A 26,600-nucleotide genomic window follows, 5' to 3' on the forward strand; every position below is an offset into this window, starting at 1 on the left:
CCTATAAAGCAGAGTTAAATTCAGACTGTTGGGCGGTAGTTACGCCAATACCCAATTAGCGTTTGGTAATTTTGTTTCACTTGAGCAATCAGCTCGGCATCATTCAACTCACCCTGTAGCCAGTGGCGCGATGCTAGCCCAAAAATGGTCCGGCCGACAGCAAATCCCTTAACCCAAGGTGCTTGTGCCGCTGCGGCAAAACCTGCTTTTAATATGGCTTCTGGGGAGTCTAGGCCAAGAATCAGCACACCACGGCAATACGGGTCTTGAGCTTCAATCAATTCGCCAACTTGTTGCCAGTTTTCGGCACTGAGTGGTGGTAGTTTCCACCAATCTGGCTGAATACCGAGTTGATAGAAATGCGCCATGATTTCAATATAATAGCGCTCATCCCTATCATCATTATCTTCGGGCAAGATCACTTCTAATAGCAGCTCATGCCCTGATTTACAGCATCCACGATAGATATCAATAATCAGTTCATCTTGCTGCTGGCGTAGCTTTGTACTGTCTTTGGGATGATAAAAAATCAGGCACTTCACAACATGTTCCAGTGGCCAATCGATAAGTTGCGAACCAATATTGCCATGTTCGAGCTGTAATGGTCTTGAACTGGGTAGCTCAATCGGCCGCCCTATCCACCATCCTTGGCCGGTGATGGTATTGAGTGCTTCTTGACCATAAGTGGTATCAGCTAGAATGCCGCTTTTATGCTCTAAGCCAGACTCCTGAACCGCCTGTTGCGCAGCCTGTAGCAGCAATGTCTTGAGTTTGGGGATTCGTTCTTCACCAACGCCAGCTTCGCGCGCCATATCAGCCAGTTGTTTACGATGATCAAAGGCGAAGACACAAAGCTCAGGCCATTGCTGTTTACGTGTCGTCACCCGATGTAAATGATTAAGACGGGTATCACGATCAGGGCGTGGAACAGAAGTTTCACGGCGAAGATAATCGTCTAATTCAATTTTAGTTGGCATCGCTGGCGCGCAACCATGACGCGAAACAACCAGAGCACCACTGGCATTAGCATAGCGGCAAGCCTGCTCCCAGCCTTCATCATTAAGGTATCCACGTAACAGGCCAGACATAAATGCATCGCCAGCGCCCAGAACATTGAGCACCTCGACACGAACACCTGAATGCAGTTTTACGGCCGCCCAGTTTGCAGGGATTTCCCCTTCAAACACGGAACAGCCTTGTGCGCCGCGTTTGCAAACCAGTGTTGCTTGTGTGGCCTTGCGCACATTTTGCAGTGCTGTCAGGGTATCGGTGCTGCCCCCTGCAATGTGGAATTCTTCTTCCGTGCCGACAATTAAATTGAAATGATGCAGCACTTCCTGCAATTCCTGAGTCACTTTTTGCGACTCAATGAAACGTGTTTCACCATCCCCCAGTGATGTCAGACCCCATAATACGGGTCGATAATCAATGTCCAATGCTGCTCGTAAATCATGCTTATGCGCATATTCCAATGCTTTTAGCACTGCTGCTCGCGTGTTTGGGTGCGAAAGATGTGTACCGGTAATTGCCAATGCCTTTGATGAAGCGATATAAGATTCGTCAATGTCTTCCGGAGTCAGGGCCATATCCGCGCAGTTCTCACGGTAAAAAATCAGCGGGAAAATCTCTTGATCTTTGATACCTAGAATGACCAACCCAGTCAGGCGTTGTTTATCAGTAATAAGAAAACGAGTATCGACCCCAACACGCTGTAATTCCTCGCGTAAAAAACGGCCCATATGTTCATCACCTACACGTGCCAGCATGCCTGACTTCAAGCCCTGAATCGCCGTACCATAAGCAACGTTACCTGATGATCCGCCTAAATATTTGGCAAATGTACTGGTATCTTCCAGACGAGCACCAATCTGTTGCCCATAAAAATCGACGGCAATACGCCCGATACATATGACATCCAGCACTTTGTGTTGTGTACCCATCCCCATTTCCTTCTGTATTAAACCCAGCCCCGACAATGACCGATGAAATGACTCTGCAATGGTTTTTCTAAAATCAGTATGAGGAATAAAAATTTCAAACTCAAGGTTAAATGAAATTTAAATCCCAGTTATGTGACTTGGATAAAAGCCTCATATAACCCAAGAATATGGGACTTGGGCCGAGTCATTGCGCAAGTTATTAATGGTTATTTTAGTGAGTAGAGTTAGCGATAGAATTGACATATAAATTAATAATATCAATGTAATATAAACTTATTTCGATGGATCAAGATAAAGCTATAGTGTACGGATGTGAGAGGATCGGTTGTTTCATTGTTTACCTGATTATATGATCTTCCTCGCATAATGAAATGTTTCTTCTGTAATGTTATTTTATGAAAAAAATATTTGTTTATACTCCCTGTTATGTTTCAATTCACTGCCGCCAGCTTAGTGGAAGCCACCCGATCTGCTTCCTCTTTTGGCTACGTATCCTTAGGGGCTGGGGCGTATTTCAGTCACCAGGGTGTCGCGCAAACAGAGCAAAGGATGGATAAATGAATAAGATTCGGCTAACCACTGCACAGGCATTAGTCCGATTTTTGGACAATCAATACCTGCAAGTTGATGGTCAGGAAATCAAATTTATCAAAGGGATTTTTGCTATTTTTGGCCATGGTAACGTACTGGGAATTGGGCAGGCACTGGAACAAAATTACGGTGGCTTAGTGGTTCATCAGGGGCGAAATGAGCAAGGAATGGCCCATGCTGCGATCGGTTTTGCCAAACAAAAATTACGTCAACAAATCTATGCCTGTACCTCATCTATCGGGCCAGGCAGTGCCAATATGATTACTGCCGCAGCAACGGCAACGGCTAACCGCATCCCACTATTATTACTTCCTGGCGATGTATTTGCATCGCGTCAGCCTGACCCCGTGTTGCAACAAATTGAACAGTCTCATGATCTTAGTATCAGCACTAATGATGCATTTAAGCCGGTCAGTAAATACTGGGATCGCATAACGCGGCCAGAACAGCTGATGAGCGCGTGTATTAATGCCATGCGGGTACTGACGGATCCGGCTGAAACCGGTGCTGTGACACTTTGCCTGCCGCAAGATGTGCAAGCAGAAGCTTACGATTATCCAGACTATTTCTTCCAAAAACGTATCCATCGCCTTGACCGGCGTCCTGCCAGTGCTGCAATGCTAGCGGACGCCATTGCTTTGTTGACCTCAAAGCGTAAACCGATTCTGGTGTGCGGTGGTGGGGTGAAATATTCGCAAGCGGGTCCGGCGTTGCAACGATTTGCTGAATGTTTTGGTTTGCCATGGGTAGAAACGCAAGCCGGTAAAGGCTCTATCAGCTCCGAACATGAATTGAATCTCGGTGGTATCGGTGAAACAGGCTGTTTGGCTGCGAATACATTGGCGAAACAGGCTGATTTGGTGATAGGTGTTGGCACGCGCTATTCCGATTTCACGACATCATCAAAATGGTTATTCCAGAACCCCAGTGTTTCTTTCCTCAATATTAATGTTAGCGCTTTTGATGCTGGCAAACTGGATGGTTTGCAATTGTTGGCTGATGCACGTGAAGCATTGTCAGCATTACACCAACAGCTTAATAGCACCCATTATCAAGCTGGCTGGGGGGGTGAAATTGCCCGGATGCGTACTGAGCAATTAGTAGAAACGCAACGGGTTTATCAGGTGGAGTATCGTACTGAAGATTTCATTCCTGAAATCAATGACCATTTTGATCGTGAACAGGTTTTTGCTGAGTTTATCAAGAAAACCGGCTCATTCTTGACGCAGAGTCAGGTGCTGGGCGTACTGAATGATCAATTGCCTCAAGATGCTGTCATTGTCGCGGCAGCAGGGAGTTTACCCGGTGATTTGCAGCGGGTTTGGCGCACGAAAGGGAGTAATGGCTACCACGTTGAATATGGCTATTCCTGTATGGGTTATGAAGTCAGTGCTGCATTGGGGGTGAAACTGGCCGAACCGAATCGTGAAGTCTATTCGTTGGTCGGTGATGGCGCTTTCATGATGCTGCATTCCGAGCTAGTTACCTCTATCCAAGAGCGTTGCAAAATTAACGTCGTATTGTTCGATAACATGACAAATGGCTGCATCAATAATCTCCAGATGGAGCATGGCATGGATAGTTATGCCACCGAATTCCGTTTCCGTAATCAAGAGACCGGTCAACTGGACGGTGACTTTGTTCCGGTAGACTTTGCCATGCTGGCGGCGGCCTATGGATGTAAAACATACTCTGTTTCCACCGAGCAGCAATTGGTGGATGCATTAGCCGACGCCCGTTTGCAGACAGTTTCTACTTTGATAGACGTAAAAGTACTACCAAAGACCATGGTACATAAGTACCTGAGTTGGTGGCGAGTAGGGGTTGCTCAGGTTTCTGAAAATGGAAGGACAGACACAGTCGTCCGTGTACTAGAACAAAATATTGCCAAAGCCCGCGACTATTAGTGTTAGTGAAATGAGTTATGAAAGCTCAGCCCTAATCGCATTTGATCTGGGTGTGAAGTCGTAAAACAAACAGGGATTATCTGCAAACCGAAACTTCATGAGGAGAATAATATGACGTTAAATATTGGCGTGATCGGAACAGGTGCAATTGGTCAGGATCATATTCGTCGTTGTAGTCAGGTTTTGCAGGGTAGCCGCGTGGTGGCTGTGACTGATATCAATCGTGAACATGCCACGAAAGTCATTCGTGATCTGGGTATTGAAGCTAATGTTTACGCAGATGGCTATGAAGTCATTAATGCAAAAGAAGTGGATGCGGTATTAGTCACCTCTTGGGGGCCGAGCCACGAAGAGTTCGTTCTGGCAGCTATTGCTGCGGGTAAATACGTATTTTGCGAAAAACCTTTGGCGGTAACTGCTGAGGGCTGTAAACGCATTGTTGAAGCTGAAGCCGCACAAGGTCAGCGTTTGGTTCAGGTCGGCTTTATGCGACCTTATGATCAGGGGTATCGTGCGCTGAAAAAGGTGATTACTAGCGGGAAGATTGGCGAGCCATTGATGCTGCACTGCGCCCACCGTAACCCGACTGTGGGTGATAACTACACGACTGATATGGCAATTACGGACACATTAATCCATGAAATTGATGTATTGCGCTGGTTGCTCGATGATGACTATGTCTCCGTACAGGTTGTTTTCCCACGTAAAGCCAAACATGCCAAAACACATCTGAAAGACCCGCAAATCGTGCTATTTGAAACGGCGAAAGGGACTCGCATTGACGTCGAAATCTTTGTGAACTGCCAATATGGCTATGATATTCAGTGTGAAGTTGTGGGGGATATCGGTATTGCAAAATTGCCGGAGCCATCGTCAGTGCTGCTGCGCAGTGAAGCGCGGCTGTCGCATGAAATTCTTACTGATTGGAAAGATCGTTTTATCGATGCCTATGACATTGAGCTGCAAGCTTTTATTAATGATGTTTTGGCTGAAAAACTCACCGGGCCTTCTGCTTGGGATGGCTTCGCTGCCGCTGTGACTGCGGATGCCTGTATTGCCGCTCAGCTTAGTGGTGAGATTGTTCCTGTTGGTTTGCCACTACGGCCTGCTTTCTATAATAAATAACATTGATATCAGTTGTCTGTGCGTCAGTCCTGATGCCGTTATTCATCAGCATGTGGGAATGACTTTTAAATAAAACCCTTTCTTGCATTAAAGGATGGCAATTAATCACTTTTTAATTGTATTCATCTGTATAAATTGGATGTATCACCGAGGTTTATCATGAATAAAGATCGTGTGAAGTTGGCAATCGCTCCTATTGGTTGGACGAATGACGATATGCCAGATTTAGGCAAAGAAAATACTTTCCAGCAATGTATTAGTGAGATGGCATTGGCCGGATTTACTGGCAGCGAAGTGGGCAGTAAATACCCACGAGATCCTAACGTATTGAAACCTATGCTTGAACTGCGTGGCATACAGATTTGTAATGCCTGGTTTAGTACTTTCTTTGCAGATGATCAACGCGCCAAGACCATAGATGAATTCACCAATCATATGAATTTTCTCCATGCTATGGGGGCGAAAGTGATTGGCTGTTCGGAACAAAGCAAGAGCATTCAAGGAACGACAAAAGCGGTTTTTGAAGAGAAACCCTACTTTACTGATGTGGAGTGGCAACGTGTAGCAGAGGGTTATAACGAGTTAGCCAAAATTGCTGCAACCAAAGGTATGCAAGTCTGTTTACACCATCATATGGGGACCGGTATTCAAACTAGTGAAGAAATAGATCGCTATATGAGTATGGTTAATGATGATGTTTATCTGCTATTTGATACGGGTCATGCCTATTATTCCGAAGGCAGTCAGAGGGCCATGTTAGCCATTTTAGAAAAATACTTGTCGCGTATTAATCATATTCATCTGAAAGACGTTCGTGATGAAGTAGTCACTGAAGTTAAAGCTAAAAAACTTAGCTTTTTGGATGGCGTTAAAAAGGGCACATTCACTGTACCCGGCGATGGCGTTATTGATTTTCGACCCGTGTTTAAATTGCTCGATGAAAAAGGCTATCAGGGTTGGATGGTAGTAGAAGCGGAACAAGACCCAGCAATTGCTAATCCATTTGCGTATGCAGTGAAAGCGCGGCGTTATATTAAAGATACCGCCGGTATTTAATCATACCCGTCATCTTTCAAATTGCAGGTGTGTTGGCTGCACATTTAAATATCTATCAGGGGATAGGTTTACGCACTATCCCTCGAGGGTTAACCTAGTATTTTGAGCCGCCCCATATGATGAGCATCGATAAACTGACCGTCGCGGAAAGCAAAGTGTGGGCTGGTGCCTTCGATTTCAAACCCAAACTTATGATAAAGCGCGATAGCCGCTGCGTTATCGATAAATACAGTCAGCTCAATACGTTGTATATTCAGCCAGTTATCACATAAATCGATCATGGCAGCCATCAGAGCACTGCCGACACCTTTTCCGCAAAAATTCGCATCAACAGCAATACCAAAGGTAGCGACATGGCGGCGGCGCGCCCGTGGATTTGCTTCAACAGTAAGCTGCCCGACAATTGCCCCGTCAATGCATGCCACTAGATTATGTACTCCTGCTGGAATATCTTTAATTTTTTTAGCCCACATCTCTTGCGAAGGCAGGGGAAGCTGTAATGTGTCGCGGTACACCTGTGGATGAGAAAATAGCTGTTGTAAGGCTTGATAGTCGGTGGGTTCCACATGGCGTATCTGCACATTTTTCATAAGCATACCCTTAATCTTAGTGTTTGAATAACCTGATAAAAAGTTGGTTTATTGACTCGATTCAATAAAATTGCAAGTGGCTAAAAAAAACACTTTACAAGTGAGAGTGATAATGATTATCATTGTCGTGCTTTCAGATGAGGCCATCAGAGTTTAGGTGTTCGCATTACGAAGGCACGACATTGCTCACATTGCTTCCAGTGTTTACTTAGCCAGCCGGGTGCTGGCTTTTTTTTTAGCTATTTTTAGCTATTTTTAGCTGTTTTCTCTGTGAATCATGAGTCTGCAAACTACCATACCCAACTTATCTCGATGTTTCCTCTCTCTAATAGCTTCAAATTCAAATCATTTGTATTTCAACTGACTCATCGGTCGAATTTTTTGAACAGAGGAGTGAGTTTTTTGCGCTTTCATATTCTCCAGCGACATCTAGACTAAAGAAAACGTTGAGGAGAACTGAACATGATTTTTTTACGCAAAGCAGAAGAACGTGGCCATGCTAATCACGGTTGGCTCGACAGCTGGCATACTTTCTCATTCGCCGACTATTACGATCCCGAATTTATGGGTTTTTCAGCGCTGCGGGTGATTAACGAAGATGTTATCGACGCAGGTCAGGGATTTGGTACTCATCCACATAAGGACATGGAAATCCTGACTTATGTGCTGTCCGGAACTGTCGAGCACCAAGATAGCATGGGTAACAAAGAGCAAATTCATGCTGGCGAGTTCCAGATTATGAGCGCCGGTACAGGTATCCGCCATTCAGAATATAATGGTCGGGATGATCAACCACTGCACCTATACCAAATTTGGATTATTCCAAATAAAACAGGTTTAGCGCCGCGATATGAGCAGCAGATGTTCGACATCCCGCAGGGGCGGCAGCTGGTGCTGTCACCAGATGCCCGTGATGGCTCGCTGAAAGTGTTCCAAGACATGACGCTGTGGCGTTGGGCGCTGAAACGTGAAGAGCAATCAATTTACCAGATTCAAGCAGAGCGCCGCATCTGGATACAGGTAGTGCGCGGTAAAGTGTCCATTAACGGACACCCTGCGGGTACTAGCGATGCATTTGCTATTTGGGATGAAACCGCACTTTCTATTCATGCGGATGAAGATAGTGAAATATTGCTGTTTGATCTGCCGCCAGTTTAAATATTACCGTTCTAACTAAAAGGGTATGCGCATCGCGTAGTACCCTTTTTTTTGCTAGAATGACATCCCGTTTACTCTGCCTCAGTTCATTGATAATGAAGAAAAAAAGGCCAGTGCTACAAGATGTCGCTGATATGGTGGGGGTCACTAAAATGACCGTCAGCCGCTATTTGCGTAATCCAGAACAAGTTTCCGCACTTTTGCAGAAAAAAATCGCGCTGGCACTAGACGAACTGGGCTATATCCCCAACCGCGCCCCCGATATCCTTTCAAACGCGACCAGCCATGCTATTGGTGTACTGCTACCGTCATTGACCAATCAGGTGTTCGCCGAGGTTTTGCGCGGCATTGAGAGTGTGACGGATGCGCATGGTTACCAAACTATGTTGGCGCATTATGGCTATCAGAAAGAGCGTGAGGAGCAGCGGCTGACCTCACTGCTCTCCTACAATATTGATGGCCTGATTCTCTCCGAGCGCCACCATACTGCCCGCACATTGAAAATGATTGAGGTCGCAGGCATTCCTGTTATTGAGCTGATGGATTGTTCTTCGCCATGCATTGATTTAGCTGTGGGATTTAATAACTTTGAAGCCGCGAGGCAGATGACACAGCAAATTATCGCCAAAGGCCATCGATACGTGGTCTATTTTGGCGCGCGTCAGGATGAGCGAACGGTCATTAAGCAGCAAGGTTATGAGCAGGCAATGCGCGAGTCAGGTCTGGTGCCGATGAGTGTCATGACCAGCCGATCTTCATCTTATTCCGCAGGGGCAGAGCTATTGCTTGAGGCACAGGCCAGCTATCCGCAGATTGACAGTATATTTTGCACCAATGATGATCTGGCAATTGGTGCGGTATTTGAGTGCCAGCGTCAGGGGTTATCTATCCCGCATGATATGGCGATAGCCGGTTTCCATGGTCATGATATTGGTCAGTCGATGGTGCCGAAGCTAGCCAGTGTGCTGACCCCACGCGAGAGAATGGGGCAAATAGGTGCCGAGCGTTTGTTGGCACGGCTGCGCGGAGAGGTGGTCACACCCAAGATGGTTGACGTAGGTTTTACCCTCCTCCCCGGCGGCAGTATTTAAGCTTTAGATCACCATCGACAACAACAGACAGCCGACCAATCCGCAGACCGAAATAATAGTTTCCAGCACGGACCATGACTTAAAGGTTTCGACGATGGTCAGGTTGAAGTACTCCTTGAACAGCCAGAAGCCTGGATCGTTAACGTGAGAGAAAATCACGCTGCCGGAACCGACGGCAATCACCATCAGTTCAGGACTGGCACCGGTGGTGGCGATTAACGGAGCCACGATACCGCCTGCGGTAATAGCCGCCACTGTTGCTGAACCCAGCGCGATGCGCAGAACCGCAGCAATGGTCCATGCCATCAGGATTGGTGATAAACCGCTACTATTCATCATGCCGGCGATGTAATGATCAACGCCGCTGTCGACTAAAACCTGCTTGAAAGCCCCGCCACCACCGATCACCAGCAGCATCATGGCGATGATTTTGATGGAGTCGCTCACGGTATCCATCACTGATTCCATTGAACGACCACGGTTTAAACCAAAAGTGAAAATTGCGATCAGCACCGCAATCAGTGTGGCGATAACTGGGTCACCGAAGAACTCTGCATAAGAGAGAATCGGATGGCCTTTCGGCAAAATCATCTCTGCCACTGCCCGCAGTGCCATCAAAATAACCGGAACCAGCGCCGTGCTGACACTCACACCAAAGCTTGGCATCTCTTCGTCGGTGAAAGTTTTCGGGTTATACAGCCCTTCAGGCACTGGCTTATCAATCCCTTTCAGGAAGCGGGCAAATACTGGGCCAGCCAGAATCACCGTGGGGATTGCCAACAGTGTCCCGTACAGCAAGGTTTTCCCCATATCCGCGTGAAAAATGGTGGCAATGGCGGTAGGGCCGGGGTGCGGCGGCAAGAAACCGTGAGTCACCGACAGCGCGGCGGCCATTGGCACGCCGACATAAAGTAGCGGAATACGTGCTGAGGCTGCGATACTGAATACTAATGGTAGCAACAACACGAAACCGACTTCATAGAACAGGGCAAAACCCACGGTGAAGCCAGTCAGTACCACGGCCCACTGGATATGTTGTTTACCGAATTTGTCGATCAGGGTGGTAGCAATGCGTTGAGCGCCGCCACAGTCGGCCAGTAATTTACCGAGCATGGCACCGAAGCCCATGATCAGGGCCAAGCTGCCCAGAGTTCCGCCCACCCCTGCTTTGATTGAACTGACGACTTTATCGACAGGCATCCCTTGCATGACACCGACCGCCAGCGCGACCAGTATCAGGGAGAGAAATCCGTTGAGCTTGAAACGGATCATCAGTAACAGCAGCATGGCAACGCCAACCGCAACAATGACTAATGGCATGGTGTTTCTCCGCTTACGTTAGATATGTATCTATTTTAGTTATATTTTTCAGCCATCTTCACCGGCAGTAGGGGAAGGAAGGTGACCCTTTTTTACTCGTTACACCTAGCCTTTTCGGCCTGTGTGATGGTGCGATTGAGTTGAGTAATGATGTTCTATCCTATGTGATAAAAGTCACATCTCCATTTGTTACCGGTATCATGATACCGGTAACATGGTAAAATACGGAACCATAGAGCGCGGTAAAATTCCCATTCTGAGATAGAGATCAACATTATGGCAGGACATAGCATTATCGTGATGGGCGTATCGGGTAGCGGTAAAACTACGGTGGGAGAAGCGGTGGCCCATCAAATTCATGCCAAATTTATTGATGGTGACGATCTGCATCCTCGCGCTAATATTCAGAAAATGGGCAGTGGGCATCCTCTCAATGATGAGGACCGTATGCCGTGGTTGGAGCGCCTGAGTGATGCGGCCTACAGCCTGAACCATAAAAATGAAACCGGCATTATTGTCTGTTCAGCACTCAAACGCCGCTATCGTGACCGCCTGCGAGACGGCAATCAGGGAATGGTGTTTTTATACCTGAAAGGCAGTTTTGACGTCATTATGGAGCGGCTCAAAGCACGGTCCGGCCATTTTATGCCGACTGATCTGCTGAAAAGTCAGTTTGAAACACTGGAAGAGCCCGGTGCGGATGAGCCAGATGTCATTTGCGTCGATATTGATGTGGATATTGATGAAGTGGTGCGGCGCTGTGTGCTGGCACTGGAAGGGCAGAGTTGAGCTGCTTTCTCATCGCCAAGTGTTGCGAAGTCAAAGCGGGCAGCGTGCCCCGCTTTGGTTATCCGATTTCTGGGTAGTGTTTTATTTGCTCAGATATGCCCGCACGCCATCTAAAAACATCTGTGTTGATAGCATCACCAAAATTAGCCCCATCAGTCGCTCCAACGCACTGACCCCTTTATTCCCCAGCAAGCGCAGGAACAAGTTCGACATCAGCAAAATCGCAGCGGATAAGCCCCAAGCAATCATCAATGCCAGCACCAAGTGGCTGAGTTGATTGGGGTATTGATGTGATAACAGCATCAGCGTCGCTAGAATAGACGGGCCTGCGACTAAAGGAATGGCCAGTGGCACTAAGAAAGGTTCTTCCCCAGCCGATAACCCGGTAACGCTACTTTCTGGTGAAGGAAAAATCATCTTAATGGCGATTAAAAACAAAATGATACCGCCAGATATCGACACGGTTTCTGTTCGCAGATTCAGGAACGCCAGAATCTTCTCGCCAGCGAACAGGAAAATCAGCATCAATCCGAGTGCGATCAGCAATTCGCGGATCAACACCACTCGCCGCCGTTTAGGCTCCAGATGCTTTAGCACCGACATAAAAATCGGCAAATTTCCTAACGGGTCCATAATCAAAAACAGCAACACAGTTGCTGCAATCATCTCTGTCATTATTACCTCAAAATAATCAAAACGACTGGCGTTTCCCGCCAGTCAAAGTCACATATTAGGAAGATTGCTTTGAATCATTCTGGTATCGAATAATTTAACTTGCCACTTTGTCCATATTTTGTAAGGTGGTATGAGGTCTATCTTAGTCAGTCTGCTACATCCTATACAACGTGTAGATGACAAGACAGCCATCCATTAATCGGTGTCACCCTCCAAGGCAGGACAGTAAACATGAAAAACGTTGGTTTTATCGGCTGGCGCGGTATGGTCGGCTCAGTCCTCATGCAACGCATGATTGAAGAACGCGACTTTGACGGTATCCGCCCAGTCTTTTTCTCTACCTCTCAACATGGTCAGGCGGCACCGACATTCACCGGTCAGCAAGGCACGTTGCAAGATGCTTTTGATATTGATGCATTGAGTGCATTGGATATTATTATCACCTGCCAAGGGGGAGATTATACCAACGAAGTTTATCCAAAGCTGCGTAAAGCGGGCTGGCAGGGTTACTGGATTGATGCGGCCTCTTCACTGCGCATGCAAGATGACGCGATTATCATTCTGGACCCGGTTAACCACGATGTGATTAAGCAGGGTCTGGATAAAGGCATCAAGACCTTTGCTGGCGGCAACTGTACTGTCAGCCTGATGCTGATGTCACTGGGTGGTTTGTTTGCTAATAATTTGGTTGAGTGGGCCTCAGTTGCCACCTACCAAGCGGCATCTGGCGGCGGCGCGCGTCATATGCGTGAGTTGCTGACCCAAATGGGCATGTTACATGCGGGTGTGGCAAAAGAGCTACAAGACCCAGCTTCTGCCATTCTGGATATTGAACGTAAAGTGACCGCTGCCACCCGCAGTGGCACCTTGCCGACAGATAATTTTGGTGTACCACTGGCGGGCAGTTTGATCCCATGGATCGACAAAGCACTGGATAACGGCCAGAGCCGTGAAGAGTGGAAAGGTCAGGCTGAGACTAACAAAATTCTGAATACCGGCAGCGTGATCCCGGTTGATGGCTTGTGTGTTCGTATCGGCGCATTGCGCTGCCACAGCCAGGCATTCACCCTGAAATTGAAAAAAGACGTGCCATTACCGGAAATCGAGCAATTACTGGCGACGCACAATGATTGGGTTCGCGTTATCCCGAACGATCGTGAACTGAGTATGCGCGAACTGACCCCTGCGGCAGTCACCGGTACACTGAATACCCCGGTTGGCCGCCTGCGCAAACTGAATATGGGGCCGGATTATCTCTCCGCCTTTACCGTCGGTGACCAGTTGCTATGGGGCGCGGCAGAACCACTGCGTCGTATGCTGCGGATTTTGCTGTGACCCGTAATTCATAATTAATGGATAAAATAATAAAAACCCTGATCTGATGGTCAGGGTTTTTGTTATTCGTAGCAATTAGATAATTTAAATAATTCGTTCATCATCTGAGTTTTCAGGTTATAAGTTCATTGTTGGAATATATAAATCCGTTATAGAATAAATGTTCATATTTTATGATATGTAAGACTGATTATCATTATTTGGTTTTTTTAAAAAAATTGACATTTTTTATTATAATCGCTAGTTTTATTTTCCATTAAATAGCTTAATGGAAGTGGGTTATAATTATAATGATATAGGTATTAACAAATGAATAAAATAGCTGTGTTTGTTTATAACTCTAGTCCAATGTTAGGAAGGGCATTATTTACTCCGATGATATTTGGTTGGAACAAAGAATGTAAATATGTAAAAAAATTAAATCATGACTTGATTGATAGTGGCATAAACTGTACCGTAATACTCGACTCTTCAGAGTCTAATATAGATGAATTAAAGGGAGTCTCTGATTTTATTATTTGCACCCCAGGATTACAAAAACAATTCTATCTTAGTGATTATGATAAAAGAAATGTCCTCTATCTTACTACGTTAGAATATTATTGTAATGATACCGATAGAGTCATTAGATTTCTTAATTCACATGAGGATTTTAATAATTAACATAGGATATGTTTATGACAAACTCTAAAGAATTATTGCGTGAAATTAAAGATGAATTGATTCTTTCTAGAATATCAGGAGGTAATGATGATTACAATCCAGGTCCAAGCATGACCTGGGGAGGAGTAATGGATGTTGTTCGTTCCTGTTCATGGCCTGGTGGTTTTTATGGAGATCCAAACCCAAGCTATACTGGGGGCGGGTTTAGTACACAGAGATAATATTTAAAATAAGACATAATGCTATTTCAGTTAGCATTATGTCTCTTGCTCATTAGGCTTGTAAATATGAATGATATTATATGTTATGATTCTAATTATCTTGGGTTAGTCAAAGAGGAGGGGGTGACTTTTAATTTAGGTCATAAGGAATTTGATTTACTTAATAACTGGATTGAAAATATTTCATTTATCTTAGAAATTGATAAGCGATTGACTAAATTAATAAAAAATGATGATTTATCAACTGATGATATCTTAAGCTATATTTCTGTTTTATCTGAAAAAATTGAGCAGACACTAAATCCGACTTTGTCTGCAATTATTCTTGTTAAGAATGAGGAGCGATGTATTAAAAGATGTATTGATAGTATTGTAAACAGTGTTGATGAGATTATTATCGTTGATACTGGCTCCACTGATAATACTTTAGATATAATCAAAGAAATTGATAATGAGAAAATTATAATTCATTGCATATGTTGGATAGATGATTTTTCTCATGCGAGAAATTTTGCTAAAAGTAAAGCAAGTAAAGATTGGATCATGTTCATTGATGCTGATGAATACTTGGAGGCCATAGATAATAACGAAATAAAAAGAAAGTTACGTATTTTACAAGCTATATCTATAAAAGATGAAATAGTAGCATGCCCATTTATAGCTAATCACAATGGATATAATATTAAGACAGTTCGTAGGATTTTTTTAAATCATACAGATATAAACTATTTTGGATTAGTTCATGAAGAACCAAGGATTGATGGTCGGTTACCATACTATATTTCTATTGATATTAAGTTTTTCCATGATGGATATATGGATGAAGTTGTAAAAAGTAAAGGAAAAACAGAAAGAAACTTATCCCTATTGAGACGAATGATATTATTAGAGCCAAGTAATTTAAGGTGGAGATTTTTTTACTATAGAGATGGTATTGATAATATGAATTTATTAGATGCTGAGGTTGGAATTAAATCAGCTGTTTTGCTAAATCAAAAAGATGGTTTTGTACTAAGCAATATTATTATCGACGAATTTTCTTTTGCGTTATTAGATGTTCTTGCTAATAATTTGTTTAGGCAGGGTAAATTTGATGATGCCTATGTTATTGCTGAAATTATGAATGATCTTAATCCAGAAAATAGCAATTCATTTTATTATAAATGTCTTATAGAAATAGTTAGGCTTAAGTGGGGAATCAAAAAATTACTAACTGAGACTATCATGTATAGAGAAAAAAACATCAGCCCGCAATATGGAATGATTCATAGTGAAGGATATCATATTGATTTGCTTATTTCCATCCTTCTATTTGAGAATGATTATATTAAACAGGCAGTTAAATGTTTTGATTTTTTTGATGAACTAAACTTCAATAGTAATATATTAAATAATTACAAAGAAAAGATTATGTCAATTAAGTTAATTTAATGAAATTTATTTTAATTGTTTTATCATGAATGTGATGTTTTTATTTTTTTATCGTCTGAATCTACAAATGACATGACTAATTTTAGTTTTGAGCCTATGAGTTATTTTGTATTAAATAATAGTTACATGTTTTTCTTTATAACTGAGTGTTTTTGCTCTATTTAATATAGGCAGTGCCTGTGTTTTATTTACTAGGGGTTTTTATGTATGGCTTTGTTCTTGTTGTCAGAATGGTAAATTGGCTAATAAAAATTGTTTTTTATACTATTTTTAATATTTTCATGCTCTATTTATCTAGTTTTATATTGGATGGTGAAATTCCAGAGGTTGGAAGTAAGATATATATATCAGTAGGTGCTGCATTCATATGCACATTTATTTCATTTTTTGATTCTATGGGGAAGTTTATAGATGCTTACTTAAGAATAAGAAGTAAGTAAATATAGCTAAGGATGGAGGTAATGATATGAAATATTTATCAGTATTAGAAACTGAATATGTTAGTGGTGGCGATTCGGGGAGAGATTTAGCTCAGGCTTCTGGTACCCTTGTTGGAACTGCAGTAGGAGGTCGATTTGGGGGATCTGCTGGTGCGGCCGGAGGTGCTGCAATCGGCGGGGCTATTGGGGGGAAAGCCTATGATGGCGTCACTCATGTCATTAATTCCGCTCCCCAAATTACGATTCCAACCATGAGCTATGATCCTGCTACATTGGGCAGACCGGCTTATCTGAGTGGCCCAGATAGTTATTATATCTGTAGGATGACGGGGAAATTAAATTGCGGTTAATCTGTTTTTTTCTTATATGCTAAATAATGATTTACGCCATATTGATTATGTCTTTCTGACATTTAATGTGGTGCTTTTTATTAATAGATTATATTGATGTCAATAAAATGGGTTCACATATGTTCAGGCAGGAAGCCTTTGATTATCAGGTGACAAAATGGACAGGAAAGGCATTGCTGATTTCTGGTGTATCACCTTGGGTTGTAGCAACACTATCATTAGTGATTATTGTTATTTTACTGACTGCGATTATATTCGGTGATTACACTAGGAGAATAAATGTTTATGGCGAGGTGACAACGTTTCCTCGGTCAATTAATATTTTTGCTTCTCAGCAAGGTTTCATTACTCAGGTTTTGGTTAATGTGGGTGATGAGGTAGTAAAAGGAGACGTGCTTTATCAAATTGACGTCAGTAAAGTCACTGACTCTGGTAGGGTGAGTAAAAATAGTCAACAGGCTATTGAACGTCAGTTAGTACAGATTGAGAGTATTATTAAAAAGATAGAGAACAATAAAATAGTCACACTTAATCATATTCAGGACAAAAAGAGGAAGTATGAGGTTGCTTATAAGCAATCATCCCTATTAGTCAAAGAGAGTCAGCAAAATGTTGAGTCCATGCGCAAGGTTGCGGAGAGCTATAGTGAATATCAGCGGAAAGGTTTAATCACCAACGAGCAGGTGATTAGTCAAAAAATTTCTTATTATCAGCAACAAAGTACTTTTCAAAGTCTGTACAGCCAAAACATGCAAGAAGCGCTACAAATTACCAATCTGGACAGTGAGATTATTACTCGTGCGGCTGACTTTGATAATCAGATTTCACAATATCAATTGCAGTATGGGGATTTACAACGGCAGTTAGCTGAGACGGATGCTACAGGTGCATTAGTGGTTAATGCCCCAGTTGCTGGGCGTATAGAATCTCTCAGTGTAACGACTGGACAAATGGTCAATATGGGGGACAGTTTGGCGCAGTTAGTTCCGGGTACTAACACTATTTATTACTTGGTGCTTTGGTTGCCAAATAATGCGGTCCCCTATGTGGCTAAGGGCGATCATGTCAATATTCGTTACGATGCTTTTCCATTTGAAAAATTTGGTCAATTTTCAGGTCGTATTGATACGCTTTCCACTGTACCCGCTTCCCTTCAGGAGATGGACAGTTACAGTAACACTCCACTTCGCCACCCTAGTATGGGGTCGGAGTCTTACTATAAGACTTTAGTATTAATAGATAAAACTCAGCTAAGCCATCAAGGGAAAGTACTGTATCTGGCTGGTGGGATGAAAGCACAATCTACTCTCTTTCTCGAAAAACGCCCTCTCTATCAATGGATGTTTTCACCTTTCTATGACATGAAAAAAAGTCTGATAGGACCTATCAATGAATAACGATCTCTTTTCATTACTGATGGGTAAGTTGGATTTAGCATGGAGAAAAAAGGTTCCACAGATTTTACAAACTGAATCATCCGAATGTGGCGTAGCAAGTTTGGCAATGGTATTTCACTATTTTGGCTTACACATTGATCTGTTCAACTTACGGCAGCAGTTCGGCACATCAACTCGAGGTGCAACACTGAATACATTGATGGATATTGCCAGCTCACTCAAGTTTAAAAGTCGTGCTTTATCGATTGATATAGATGAGCTTTCTGCACTGAAAACCCCCTGTATCCTACATTGGGATCTCAATCATTTTGTGGTGTTGGTCGCGGTACGACGAAATTGCATTGTTATTCACGATCCTGCTTTAGGGCGTCGAGCTATTGGTGTGCATGAGCTATCTCAGCATTTCACGGGTATTGCGTTGGAGTTATGGCCGGATAGTGATTTTACCCCTGTGATTCAACAAAGCCGATTACAACTGCGCCGCCTACTCTCCAATATCAGTGGGTTAAAGGGGGCACTAACCAAAATATTTTGCCTCTCACTGATTATTGAGGCCGTTAGTTTGCTCATGCCAGTTGGTACGCAACTGGTTTTAGATCATGTCATTCAAGCCAGTGACCACCATTTATTGGCGCTAATTTGCACTGGCCTACTGTTTTTTATTGTGTTCCGAACCGCTGTAGCAATGTTACGTTCGTGGACAACTGTTGTGATGGATTCACTGATCGATGTGCAGTGGAAGGCGGGTATGTTCGGCCATCTTATGGCGCTGCCACTGACCTATTTTGAAAAACGTAAATTAGGTGATATCCAATCGCGTTTTGGTTCTCTGGACACTATCCGAACCACTTTTACGACCAGTATGGTTAACAGTATTATCGACGGCATTATGTCTGTTGGCGTGCTGATTATGATGCTGATGTACGGCGGCTGGTTAGTTTGGGCTGTGCTGGGGTTCACTGCGGTATATGTCATTATGCGATTGATGACCTACAACTATTATCGGCAGGCATCCGAGGCGTTACTGGTTAAAAGCGCAAAAGCTAGCTCGCACTTTATGGAAACGCTGTACGGTATTGGCACACTAAAAGCACTGGGGCTGTTAAAGACTCGTGCTCAATTCTGGTTGAATCTGAATATTGATACGACTAATGCAGGTATTCGCATCACGCGACTGGACATGCTATTCGGTGGTGTGAATGCCTTTATCGCTGCTTGTGATCAGGTCATTATTCTGTGGCTGGGGGCGTCACTGGTCATCGATAATCAAATGACGCTGGGGATGTTCGTCGCATTCAATGCCTATCGTGGTCAGTTCTCTGAGCGTGCGAGTAGCTTGATTGGTCTGATACTGCAACTGCGGATGCTCAGCCTGCATAATGAGAGAGTGGCGGATATTGTGCTATCGGAGCCAGAAAAGGAGATGCCACTGCGGCAGTTGTTTTCGCCAAATACCGCAGTAACTCTGGCTGCGCATGATTTGATGTATCAATACGACAGTTTCTCTAAGCCAATAATTAATCAAATGAGTTTTGAGATTAAACCTGGTGAACACATTGCTTTTGTCGGGCCGTCTGGTGTGGGGAAAACCACATTAATAAGATTGTTGAGTGGGCTGTTGGAGCCGAGTGCTGGGAGAGTGTTAGCCAATGGACTCGATATTCACACCATTGGCATTAATAACTATCGCCAATGCATTGCCTGTGTGTTGCAGGATGACAAATTGTTCGCTGGCTCTATTGCAGAGAATATTGCCAGTTTTGACTCTTCTTTGGATCGAGATTTGATGGTGACTTGTGCCCGCCAATGCAATATTCATGACGATATTATGCAAATGCCAATGGGATATGAAACGCGACTGGGAGAGTTGGGGGGCAGCTTATCTGGCGGGCAAAAACAGCGTTTGTTGATCGCTCGAGCCTTATATCGCCGCCCCGGAATTCTTTTTATGGATGAGGCAACCAGTCATTTGGATTTGAATAATGAAGACTATATCAATGCTAGCATTACCGCTTTAGATATCACTCGAGTTATCATTGCTCACCGCCCTTCAACCATTGCTTCGGCTGATCGTGTGATTACATTGGCTTAAAACGCTTATTCACTCGCCGTAATAAACGGTAATTTAATAATAATCCGAGTGAACTTCTCTGCCTCGCTGATGACGGTGACACCATATTCGTTGCCGTAGCGGACTTTAATTCGCCGATCGACCAGATTCATCCCCAAACCATCGCCATTGGGGCGCGGTTGGTATAACCCGGCATTATCTTCCACTGCCAGTATAAGCACATTGTCATCCAATTTGCCGTGCAAGGTAATTCGCCCATGGCTGAACATCTGTGATGTACCGTGCTTAATGGCGTTTTCGACCACCGGTTGCAGGGAAAATGCGGGTAGTCGGGCATCCATCAGTTCATCCGATAATGAGATTTCGACACTCAGGCGATCTGCAAAGCGCGCCTTTTCTATTTCCAAATAGGCCTTAACATGCTCAATTTCATCACTCAGCGTCACCACATCGTGGCTGCGTTTGAGGTTTTTGCGGAAAAATGTCGACAGAGAGAGCACTAATTTGCGGGCATGATCGGGATTACGGCGAATCACCACCGACAAGGTATTGAGTGCATTAAAGAGAAAATGGGGATTGACCTGCGCGTGGAGCAATTTTATTTCAGATTGCGCGAGCAGTTGCTTCTGTTGTTCAAATTCACCGGCCAGAATCTGCGCGGATAACAGGTGAGCAATACCTTCGCCTAAGGTGCGGTTAATACTGGAGAATAATTTACTTTTCGGCTCATACAACTTGATGCTGCCAATCACCCGATGCTCTTCGCCACGTAGGGGAATCACCAGTGTGGAGCCAAGCTTACAGGTCGGCGAAATAGAGCAGGTATACGCCACGGCGTTACCATCGGCATAGACCACCTGATTTAGCTCAATCGCGCGGTGGGTGTGGTCTGAGGTAATCGCACTCCCCACCCGATGGTGGTCAGAACCGGTGCCGATAAAGGCCAGCAACTTCTCGCGGTCAGTGATGGCGACGGCCCCCACACCCAGCTCCTCATACAGAATACGTGCCACCCGCATACTGTTCTTCTGGTCAAAACCATGACGTAGCAACCCCTCCGCACGGGCGGCAATTTGCAGGGCTTTGGCCGAGAATGCCGTGGTGTACTTTTCGAAAATAGCTCGCCTGTCCAATAAGATGCGCATAAACATGGCGGCCCCAATGGTGTTGGTGATCATCATCGGCAGAGCAATGTTCTCGACTAGTTCGACCGCCTCGTTGAAGGGGCGGGCAACCGCCAGAATAATCAGCATTTGCAACACTTCCGCGACCAGTGTCACCCCGGCAACCACCAGCGGTTGGAACAGTAGATCAAGGCGGTTTTTTCGAATCAGATAGCTGTGGAGGAAGCCACCCAGTAACCCCTCGGCGACGGTCGATAACATACAGGCGCTGGCAGTCATTCCACCCATAGAGTAGCGGTGTAACCCGCCGGTCAGCCCCACCAGAAACCCGACCGATGGCCCTCCCAGCACGCCGCCCAATACTGCACCAATAGCGCGGGTATTGGCGATAGAGTCCTCAATATGCAAGCCAAAATAGGTGCCCATGATGCAGAACATGGAGAAGGTGAGGTAGCACACCAGCTTATGGGGCAAGCGAATGGTCACCTGCATCAACGGGATAAACAGCGGCGTTTTACTCAACAGATAGGCAATGACCAGATAGACACACATCTGTTGCAGAAGGGAAAAAATCAGTTCGACCTGGCTGACGCCCATGTTAGGTGACCACAATGTTGTCTGAGATGGATTGTCTGAGATGGGTTATTTTTGGCGCGATTATACCCACATTTCGATGCGGAAAATTTTAACTGCCGCCCTTTTTAGCGAAAAAAGGCGTTATATCGCCAAACCTGAGTCCGGCTTCCTATTTCTACTCTTTCTTGGGGGAAATGCGAGTCCGGCTATTTTCATGCCATGACTTAGGATTTTTATGTCACTGGCCTATTTCTTACGTAGCGTAAACGTCGTTTTTACCTCTGTTTTACGTGAGAAAAAATTTCATTAGCAGTAAGCCAATTTTTTTAGCCTCCTTTGACTATGCTTATAGTTTGGGTCAAAAAACTCAGCTGATAGCGCCTTATTGTCAGAGAAAAAACGGATTTGGGCATTAAATCAACTTATTGGTTGATCATTGACCTTAATCACGATTCAAACATGAAATGGATTGCATGATAAAAAGGTCATTTTCTAGTTAGGTTGTTCGGAATTTGTCCAAGAATCATGTCATTAATCATAGGAAGAATGCCATGCCAGTACTTCCCGACCGTCAGGTGATTAATCAGATTATTTCCGGCCACTATGCCGATCCTTTTTCCGTCTTGGGAATGCATCAAACTGCGCAGGGGTTACAGGTGTGTGCTCTGCTGCCAGATGCCAAAGAAGTGTGGTTGGTCGAAACTGACACTGGCCGCAATATTGCCCAATTGAGCTGTGAAGACCCCCGTGGTTTTTTTATTGCTAAGCTCCCTCGTCGCAAAACGCCCTTTCGTTATCAGTTCGCCGTGACTTGGCAAGATAGTGCACAAATCATCGAAGATCCCTACCGTTTCGGCACCTTATTGCAGGATATTGATGTCTGGCTGTTGGCCGAAGGCACCCATTTGCGCCCTTATGAACGGCTGGGGGCGCATTTGATGACTCTAGACGGGGTGGCCGGTGTCAGCTTTGCGGTTTGGGCACCCAATGCCAAACGGGTCTCGGTGGTGGGTGAGTTTAACTTTTGGGACGGTCGCCGTCATCCGATGCGCTTACGCCGTGAAAACGGCATTTGGGAGCTGTTTCTGCCCGGTGTCGAGGTTGGTCAGCTGTATAAGTTTGAGGTTATCGACAGCCATGATCAGATGCGGTTGAAAGCGGACCCTTACGCGTTTAAAGCTCAGATGCGGCCAGAAACTGCGTCGATAGTCAGCCCATTGCCTGATGTGGTGGCGAATACCCCCCAACGTCAAAAAGCCAATGATTTGCGCTCGCCCGTTTCTATCTATGAAGTGCATCTCGGTTCGTGGCGTCGCCACACCGAGAATAACTTTTGGCTCAGTTACGGCGAGTTAGCCGATCAACTGGTCGAATACGTCAAATATATGGGCTTTACCCATGTCGAGCTGCTGCCGATTAACGAGCATCCGTTTGATGGCAGTTGGGGGTATCAGCCATTGGGGTTATATGCCCCGACCCGTCGTTTCGGGACGCCGCAGGATTTCAAAGATTTCGTCGCCAAATTCCATGATGCGGGAATTAACGTCATTCTGGATTGGGTTCCCGGTCACTTCCCCAGTGATGAGCACGGCTTAGCCCAGTTTGATGGCACTTCGCTGTATGAATATGCCGATCCGCGCGAAGGTTATCATCAGGATTGGAATACCCTGATCTATAACTATGGCCGCAATGAAGTACGTAACTATCTGGCGGGGAATGCATTTTACTGGATGGAGTGTTTTGGCATTGATGCCCTGCGTATTGATGCCGTGGCCTCAATGATCTATCGCGATTATAGCCGGGCCGAAGGGCAGTGGGTGCCTAACTATTATGGTGGGCGGGAAAATCTGGAGGCGATCGCTTTCCTGCGTTACACCAATCACACCATTGGCGTTGAGCGCCCCGGTGGCGTGACCATGGCGGAGGAGTCTACCGATTTCCCTGGAGTGACATTGCCGCCGGATGCGGGGGGATTGGGCTTCAACTACAAATGGAATATGGGCTGGATGCACGACACGCTCAATTACATGCAGTGCGATCCTGTTCACCGCAAATACCACCATAATCTGATGACTTTCGGTATGTTGTATGCCTATACCGAGAATTTTATCCTGCCTATCTCTCATGATGAAGTGGTGCACGGCAAGCGCTCGGTGCTGGATCGGATGCCGGGAGATGCATGGCAGAAATTTGCTAATCTGCGCGCCTACTACGCCTTTATGTGGGCGCATCCCGGTAAGAAATTGCTGTTTATGGGCTGTGAGTTTGCGCAGGGGCGTGAGTGGAATTTCGACACCAGTCTGGACTGGCATTTGCTGGATGATGAAAATGGCTGGCACGCGGGTGTGCAGCGCTTTGTTCGTGATCTTAACCATTGCTATCAACAGCATGCGCCACTCTATGAGTTGGATTATCAACCTGCCGGTTTTGAATGGCTGGTGGTCGATGACCATGAAAACTCAGTGTTTGCTTTCTTACGCCGCGATGCTAATGGCGGTGAATTGATTGCTATCAGTAACTTCACTCCCGTCCCGCGTTACCACTATCGGGTAGGTATTCCGCAGGGGGGCCATTATCGTGAAGTGCTGAATTCTGACTCTGAATTTTACCGTGGCAGCAATATGGGTAATCAGGGGGGGATTCATAGCCATAATGTGGGTAGTCATAACCACGCGCATTCATTGCTGCTCACTCTGCCACCACTGTCGACGATTTATCTGTTGCGGGAGGATTTTGTCACGGGAGGGGCTGGATGACCTGTCTGACTCAAGGATTCCCGACCCCAATAGGTGCCCATTTTGATGGGGCGGGGATAAATTTCACCTTGTTTTCCGCTCATGCTGAGCAGGTAGAGCTGTGCCTGTTTGATGATGATAATCAGGAGCTGCGGATTCCTTTACCCGCCCGCACCGGGGATATTTGGCATGGCTACCTCCCCGGAGGAAAACCGGGGCAGCGCTACGGTTATCGGGTCAGCGGGCCATTTGAGCCGCAGCAGGGCCATCGTTTTAATCCGCATAAATTACTGATAGACCCCTGCGCCCACGCGCTAGATCACAAAGTGGGTGATGATCCGCGTTTAAGTGGTGGGGTCAATCAACCTGACGAGCGGGACAGTGCTGCTGCCGTGCCGAAATGCATTGTGGTGCATGAAGAATATGATTGGCAGGGGGATCGATCCCCCACGATTCCGTGGGGCAATACGGTGATTTATGAAGCCCATGTCCGTGGCTTAACCCGGCTGCATCCCGATATTCCCGCTGATCTGCGCGGGACTTATGCCGGTCTGGCCCACCCCGCCATGATTAACTATCTGAAAAAACTAGGCATTACCACCTTAGAACTGCTGCCGGTGCAATTCCATGTCGATGAGCCACGGTTGCAGAAAATGGGGCTGAGTAATTACTGGGGCTACAACGTGCTGGCCCCTTATGCGGTCGATCCTGATTACGCCTCGGGTCGTGAGGGCGTTTCTCCGCTCAAAGAGTTCCGCGATGCCGTCAAAGCCCTGCACAAAGCGGGTATCGAAGTGATTCTCGACGTGGTGTTCAACCACTCGGCTGAATTGGACGTTTTCGGCCCCACCTTGTGTCAGCGCGGTATCGACAACGCCAGCTACTACTGGCTCACCCCTGAAGGTGAGTACGACAACATGACCGGCTGCGGCAATGCGCTGCGCCTAAATCACCCCTATGTGATGCAGTGGGTTATCGAGTGCCTGCGCTATTGGGTCGATTGCTGCCATGTTGACGGTTTTCGTTTTGATTTGGGAACGGTGCTGGGTCGTACTCCCGCTTTTGACCAACACGCGCCCCTGTTTGCCGCTTTAGCCGCCGATGAACGGCTCAGCGCCTGCAAAATGATTGCGGAGCCTTGGGATATCGGCTTGGGCGGTTATCAATTGGGCCAATTCCCCACCGGTTTTAGCGAGTGGAATGACCAATATCGCGATGTGATGCGCCGTTTTTGGTTACGGGATGATCTGCCGCGAGGGCTGTTTGCCCAGCATTTTGCCGCCTCCAGTGCGCTGTTCGAACAGCGGGCGCGCTTGCCCTCCGCCAGCATCAATCAAATTACCGCCCATGATGGTTTTACCTTGCTGGATTTGCTCTGTTTTAACCAAAAGCACAATCAAATCAATGGTGAAGAGAACCGTGATGGCAGTGATAACAACCTCAGCAATAATTTTGGCAGTGAAGGGTTGGTGGCTGACGAGGCTATCTGGCAACGGCGTAAATCGTGCCAGCGGGCTTTACTGGCCACCTTGTTATTGTCGCAGGGGACGCCGATGCTGCTGGCGGGTGATGAGCAGGGTCATAGCCAGCAAGGTAACAATAATGCGTATTGCCAAAACAACATCCTCACTTGGCTCGATTGGGGCAGTGCGGATAAAACATTAACGGCATTTACCGCTGAGCTTATTCGGCTACGCCAGCAAATTCCGGCCCTGATTAAAGATGCATGGTGGCAGGAGGGGGATGGCAATGTGCAGTGGTTGGATAGTCAGGGGCAAGTGTTGAGTGGTGCGGCTTGGGAGCAGGGTAGCCAAAAACAGCTGCAAATCTTGCTGTCACAGCGCTGGCTGGTGGTGATTAACGCCACTGACCAACCGTGTGACATGCACTTACCTGCGGGAGAGTGGGAGGGGGTTCCTCCTTTTGGGCCATCAGAGCATGAGGGGCCATTAACCGTATGGAATGGGGCTGCGCATGACATTTGCGTGCTCGTACAGAAATCTTAAGGAGTCAGC

Annotated in this window: 20 protein-coding genes; 15 read left to right on the forward strand and 5 right to left on the reverse strand. The window is 45.8% G+C overall.

Features of this window, described 5'->3' with window-relative positions; genetic code table 11:
- Positions 1–20 precede the first annotated feature (20 nt).
- Positions 21–1,940 carry a bifunctional 5-dehydro-2-deoxygluconokinase/5-dehydro-2-deoxyphosphogluconate aldolase gene (locus tag HRD69_RS06315; protein WP_032814146.1) on the reverse strand — a complete coding sequence of 640 codons (1,920 nt, stop codon included), beginning with the start codon at positions 1,938–1,940 and terminating at the stop codon, positions 21–23.
- Positions 1,941–2,497: 557 nt separating this feature from the next.
- On the opposite strand from HRD69_RS06315, the gene iolD reads away from it, so the two are divergent.
- The 3 genes from iolD (at position 2,498) to iolE (ending at position 6,619) form a co-directional block, all read left to right on the forward strand.
- The gene (gene iolD, locus HRD69_RS06320) at positions 2,498–4,438 is read left to right on the forward strand and encodes a 3D-(3,5/4)-trihydroxycyclohexane-1,2-dione acylhydrolase (decyclizing) (RefSeq protein WP_004874910.1); all 1,941 of its coding nucleotides are present in this window, start codon (positions 2,498–2,500) and stop codon (positions 4,436–4,438) included.
- Between the two features lie 111 nt (positions 4,439–4,549).
- Positions 4,550–5,563, forward strand: coding sequence for a bifunctional inositol 2-dehydrogenase/D-chiro-inositol 1-dehydrogenase (gene iolG, locus HRD69_RS06325; RefSeq protein WP_004874909.1), 1,014 nt, complete (start codon positions 4,550–4,552; stop codon positions 5,561–5,563).
- Between the two features lie 159 nt (positions 5,564–5,722).
- Positions 5,723–6,619: a myo-inosose-2 dehydratase gene (gene iolE, locus HRD69_RS06330; RefSeq protein WP_004874908.1), complete on the forward strand. Its 897-nt coding sequence runs from the start codon at positions 5,723–5,725 to the stop codon at positions 6,617–6,619.
- Positions 6,620–6,708: 89 nt separating this feature from the next.
- On the opposite strand, the gene HRD69_RS06335 is transcribed toward iolE, so the two are convergent.
- Complete coding sequence (locus tag HRD69_RS06335) at positions 6,709–7,209, reverse strand: GNAT family N-acetyltransferase (RefSeq protein WP_004874907.1); 501 nt, start codon at positions 7,207–7,209, stop codon at positions 6,709–6,711.
- Positions 7,210–7,671: 462 nt separating this feature from the next.
- Here HRD69_RS06335 and HRD69_RS06340 point away from each other — a divergent pair, with 462 nt between their 5' ends.
- Together HRD69_RS06340 and gntR are read left to right on the forward strand one after the other, a co-directional pair.
- Positions 7,672–8,367, forward strand: coding sequence for a pirin family protein (locus HRD69_RS06340; RefSeq protein WP_004874906.1), 696 nt, complete (start codon positions 7,672–7,674; stop codon positions 8,365–8,367).
- 95 nt (positions 8,368–8,462) lie between these two features.
- Positions 8,463–9,458 (forward strand): gluconate operon transcriptional repressor GntR, encoded by a 996-nt coding sequence (gene gntR / locus HRD69_RS06345; RefSeq protein ID WP_032814144.1) that lies wholly within the window; start codon positions 8,463–8,465, stop codon positions 9,456–9,458.
- A gap of 3 nt (positions 9,459–9,461) precedes the next feature.
- Here gntR and gntT read toward each other — a convergent pair whose 3' ends face one another.
- Positions 9,462–10,778, reverse strand: a complete 1,317-nt coding sequence (gene gntT / locus HRD69_RS06350) for a gluconate transporter (protein WP_004874904.1) — start codon at positions 10,776–10,778, stop codon at positions 9,462–9,464.
- Positions 10,779–11,054: 276 nt separating this feature from the next.
- Between gntT and HRD69_RS06355 the strand changes: the two genes are divergently transcribed.
- A complete protein-coding gene (locus tag HRD69_RS06355; protein ID WP_004874903.1) occupies positions 11,055–11,567 on the forward strand; it encodes a gluconokinase in 513 nt (170 codons plus the stop codon).
- An 81-nt stretch (positions 11,568–11,648) separates the two neighbouring features.
- On the opposite strand, the gene HRD69_RS06360 is transcribed toward HRD69_RS06355, so the two are convergent.
- Positions 11,649–12,242 (reverse strand): YhgN family NAAT transporter, encoded by a 594-nt coding sequence (locus HRD69_RS06360; protein WP_004874902.1) that lies wholly within the window; start codon positions 12,240–12,242, stop codon positions 11,649–11,651.
- 231 nt (positions 12,243–12,473) lie between these two features.
- Here HRD69_RS06360 and asd point away from each other — a divergent pair, with 231 nt between their 5' ends.
- From asd to HRD69_RS06395, 7 genes are all read left to right on the forward strand, one after another.
- Complete coding sequence (asd, locus tag HRD69_RS06365) at positions 12,474–13,577, forward strand: aspartate-semialdehyde dehydrogenase (protein WP_004874901.1); 1,104 nt, start codon at positions 12,474–12,476, stop codon at positions 13,575–13,577.
- Between the two features lie 309 nt (positions 13,578–13,886).
- Positions 13,887–14,240 (forward strand): hypothetical protein, encoded by a 354-nt coding sequence (locus tag HRD69_RS06370; protein ID WP_032814141.1) that lies wholly within the window; start codon positions 13,887–13,889, stop codon positions 14,238–14,240.
- 14 nt (positions 14,241–14,254) lie between these two features.
- Positions 14,255–14,461 carry a hypothetical protein gene (locus HRD69_RS06375; RefSeq protein ID WP_145578020.1) on the forward strand — a complete coding sequence of 69 codons (207 nt, stop codon included), beginning with the start codon at positions 14,255–14,257 and terminating at the stop codon, positions 14,459–14,461.
- A 66-nt stretch (positions 14,462–14,527) separates the two neighbouring features.
- Positions 14,528–15,892, forward strand: a complete 1,365-nt coding sequence (locus HRD69_RS06380; RefSeq protein ID WP_172984604.1) for a glycosyltransferase family 2 protein — start codon at positions 14,528–14,530, stop codon at positions 15,890–15,892.
- Between the two features lie 466 nt (positions 15,893–16,358).
- A complete protein-coding gene (locus tag HRD69_RS06385; protein WP_032814136.1) occupies positions 16,359–16,682 on the forward strand; it encodes a hypothetical protein in 324 nt (107 codons plus the stop codon).
- Positions 16,683–16,801: 119 nt separating this feature from the next.
- Positions 16,802–18,079, forward strand: a complete 1,278-nt coding sequence (locus HRD69_RS06390; RefSeq protein ID WP_100188987.1) for an HlyD family secretion protein — start codon at positions 16,802–16,804, stop codon at positions 18,077–18,079.
- Positions 18,072–20,171, forward strand: coding sequence for a peptidase domain-containing ABC transporter (locus HRD69_RS06395; protein ID WP_032814134.1), 2,100 nt, complete (start codon positions 18,072–18,074; stop codon positions 20,169–20,171). Before HRD69_RS06390 ends, HRD69_RS06395 begins: the two co-directional genes overlap by 8 nt.
- 5 nt (positions 20,172–20,176) lie before the next feature.
- Here HRD69_RS06395 and HRD69_RS06400 read toward each other — a convergent pair whose 3' ends face one another.
- Positions 20,177–21,871, reverse strand: coding sequence for a sensor histidine kinase (locus HRD69_RS06400; protein WP_004874895.1), 1,695 nt, complete (start codon positions 21,869–21,871; stop codon positions 20,177–20,179).
- Positions 21,872–22,401: 530 nt separating this feature from the next.
- Between HRD69_RS06400 and glgB the strand changes: the two genes are divergently transcribed.
- Positions 22,402–24,606 carry a 1,4-alpha-glucan branching protein GlgB gene (gene glgB / locus HRD69_RS06405; RefSeq protein WP_004874893.1) on the forward strand — a complete coding sequence of 735 codons (2,205 nt, stop codon included), beginning with the start codon at positions 22,402–22,404 and terminating at the stop codon, positions 24,604–24,606.
- Positions 24,603–26,591, forward strand: a complete 1,989-nt coding sequence (glgX, locus tag HRD69_RS06410; RefSeq protein ID WP_032814132.1) for a glycogen debranching protein GlgX — start codon at positions 24,603–24,605, stop codon at positions 26,589–26,591. The genes glgB and glgX overlap by 4 nt, the downstream gene beginning before the upstream one ends.
- Positions 26,592–26,600 lie beyond the last annotated feature (9 nt).

This window comes from Yersinia mollaretii ATCC 43969, assembly GCF_013282725.1.
Taxonomy (GTDB): Bacteria; Pseudomonadota; Gammaproteobacteria; order Enterobacterales; family Enterobacteriaceae; genus Yersinia; species Yersinia mollaretii.